Here is a 2,662-nt window from a genome sequence, read left to right as displayed (position 1 = left end):
TTTCTGCTAATATATTTATGGATTAAGCAACTTTTTAATATTAACTTGATTGGAAAGTCTGATTATATATGTGTGAATGACATTCGCAGCTTTCTATTCTACCTTCCTATTATTTTTATTTTAAGGGATAGAGTTTCTTGGTATGTAAGGATCAATGACCGAGTTAAGTTTATATCCTCAATCGCTGCAGCCCTTTCAAATAAGATAATTCTTATATCTAGTGACTGTAGTGATGTTCTGTCAGAAAATGAAAAGCAGCGATATCAAAAAAAGCTAACTATTTTGAATACAGGATTTAATTTTAAAATCTTGGACTATAGCGCAGTCGAAGAAATAAAAGGAACAATAGAAAAATATAATAAAGTTTATATTACAGTTGGAAGTATTTGTATAAGGAAAAATCAGCTAGATATTGTAAGAGCTTTTGGTAAAGTCTACAAAGATGGTGATGTATTACTTATGATCGGAAGCCCACCTACTGAAATTGACATTAAGTATCAGGACGAGGTGTTAAATTTAATAAACGACTCTGGGCTAAAAGATAATGTAATAATAGTCCCATATACTCCTTTTGTTAATGAATACTTGTCTTTATCTGACGTTTTTTTATTCGCTAGTCACAAAGAAGGACTACCTAGAGTCGTTATAGAGGCACTTAATGCAGGGTGCTTTGTTTGCTCTTCTCTAGTTGATGGAATTAATGATGTATTAGTTAACGAGAGTATTGGCTTAATTACGAAAACAAAAGCCAGTGATGACACCTTTGTTGATGAGTTTACTTCAAATATTCTATCGATTGATGATGATGTGTTGTCTTGTCGTAATCAAAGAACTCAATATGTGAAAGATAAATTTGATTACGATGGTTTCGTAAATGGCTTTGAAAATATAATGAAGAATATGGATGATTTGAGTAATGAATCTGAAAAAAGAATTAAAGAATATAACTAGAGATGTTCTTAGATTGGTTGTTACTCCCAATGTTTATAATAAAATTAGATTTGTTATAACTCATAAGTATTATCCAGACTTTATATCTCCTAGTACATTTTCAGAAAAAGTATTTGCTCGAAAGTTAGATTCACAATCATTAAGCTTCTCTCGTTATGTTGATAAGTATACTGTGAGAAAATACGTCGAAGATACTATTGGTAAAGAACATTTAATTCCTTTAATTGCTAAAACAACTCATGTAACGCCTGATTTCTTTCACAAAGCACCTGATAAGTTTGTTATCAAAACGAGTAATGGAGGTGGTGGTGAGAATGTTAAAGTAGTACTTGATAAGTCAAAATTGACAGATTTAAATGCATTATCAGCACAATTCAATCGTTACCTAAAAGTAAAAATAGGACAAAAGATTGATGAAAATTTCTATGATCTTGAAACGCCTCAAGTACTCATGGAAGAGTTATTAATGCATAAAGATGGTTCTCTGCCATCCGATTACAAATTGCATATTTTTCAAGGGGACGATAGTAACCAGGAAAAAGTAATAATTCAGGTTGATAGTGACCGGTTTAGTAATCATAAAAGATCACTGTATTCCGAGAATTTAGAAAAGTTAGATTTTGCTATACAACCCAAGTATGAATCAGTTGATGATTCCTACGAGTTTCCAATTAATATGCCTGACGTGGTTTCACTAGCAAAAAAATTAGCGAAACCTTTTAAGTACGTTCGAGTTGATATGTATAACGTCGATGGAAAGGTTTATTTTGGAGAACTAACGTTTTGTCATGGTAGTGGTTGGGAACCACTTTCAAGTAAAGATGCAGATGTCTTATTAGGTAGTTATTGGAAGGAATTTGATAAATGAAATATTTAGTAACTGGCGCAGCGGGTTTTATTGGCGCTAAAACCATTGAAGTGCTTTTGAGTAAAGGTGCGAGTGTTGTTGGTGTAGATAATATTAATGACTACTATGATGTTAATCTTAAAGAAGCTCGACTACTGACGATCAACAATAGTGAGCGATTCGAATTTGTAAAGATGGATCTCTCGGATAGACAAGCTGTAGCTGATTTCTTCGCTAACAACCAGTTTGATTGTGTTATCCACTTAGCAGCTCAAGCTGGTGTGAGATACTCTATAGAAAACCCGATGGCCTATGCGGATTCTAACTTAGTTGGTCACCTAAACATCCTAGAGGGTTGCCGACATTCAAAAGTTAAGCATCTAGTTTACGCATCGTCATCTTCTGTTTATGGCTTGAATCAAAAAACACCTTTTGAAACAAGTGATACGGTTGATCATCCAGTTTCTTTGTATGCGGCGACGAAGAAATCAAATGAGTTAATGGCACACTCATATTCTCACTTGTATGACTTACCGACCACTGGATTGCGGTTCTTCACCGTTTACGGTCCATGGGGTCGTCCTGACATGGCACCTTTTATTTTCACTAAGAAGATATTAGAGGGCGATACAATTGATATAAACAATAATGGCGATATGTGGCGAGACTTCACTTACATTGACGACATTGTTGAAGGTATTGTACGTATTTCTGAGGTTATCCCTCAAAGAAATGACGACTGGACCGTTGAATCCGGTACGCCTGCTTCTAGTTCTGCTCCATATTCTGTTTACAATATCGGTCACGGTAGTCCAGTTAACCTTATGGACTTCATCACGGAAATCGAATCTGCGCTTGGTATTG

3 protein-coding genes are annotated in these 2,662 nt (G+C 34.6%); all 3 read left to right on the top strand.

Annotation, left to right across the window (positions count from 1 at the left end):
• A partial coding sequence (locus IQR33_RS15730) for a glycosyltransferase family 4 protein (RefSeq protein ID WP_228013927.1) occupies window positions 1-951 on the top strand: 951 nt, incomplete at its 5' end.
• The gene (locus IQR33_RS15725; protein WP_228013926.1) at window positions 917-1,819 is read left to right on the top strand and encodes an ATP-grasp fold amidoligase family protein; all 903 of its coding nucleotides are present in this window, start codon (window positions 917-919) and stop codon (window positions 1,817-1,819) included. The genes IQR33_RS15730 and IQR33_RS15725, both read left to right, overlap by 35 nt.
• Window positions 1,816-2,662: SDR family NAD(P)-dependent oxidoreductase (locus tag IQR33_RS15720; protein ID WP_228013925.1), on the top strand; the 847-nt coding region annotated here is incomplete at its 3' end. The genes IQR33_RS15725 and IQR33_RS15720, both read left to right, overlap by 4 nt.

The sequence above is a fragment of the Vibrio sp. OPT46 genome (assembly GCF_015163535.1).
In the GTDB taxonomy this organism is placed as follows: Bacteria; Pseudomonadota; Gammaproteobacteria; order Enterobacterales; family Vibrionaceae; genus Vibrio; species Vibrio alginolyticus.
The sequence above is the reverse complement of the archived record's forward strand: the minus strand, read 5'-3'. Positions and strand labels throughout refer to the sequence as shown.

Bases quoted from the DNA above. Each gene is read 5' to 3' on its own strand.
- IQR33_RS15725 (WP_228013926.1), top strand. From the start codon at position 917: ATGAATCTGAAAAAAGAATTAAAGAATATAACTAGAGATGTTCTTAGA.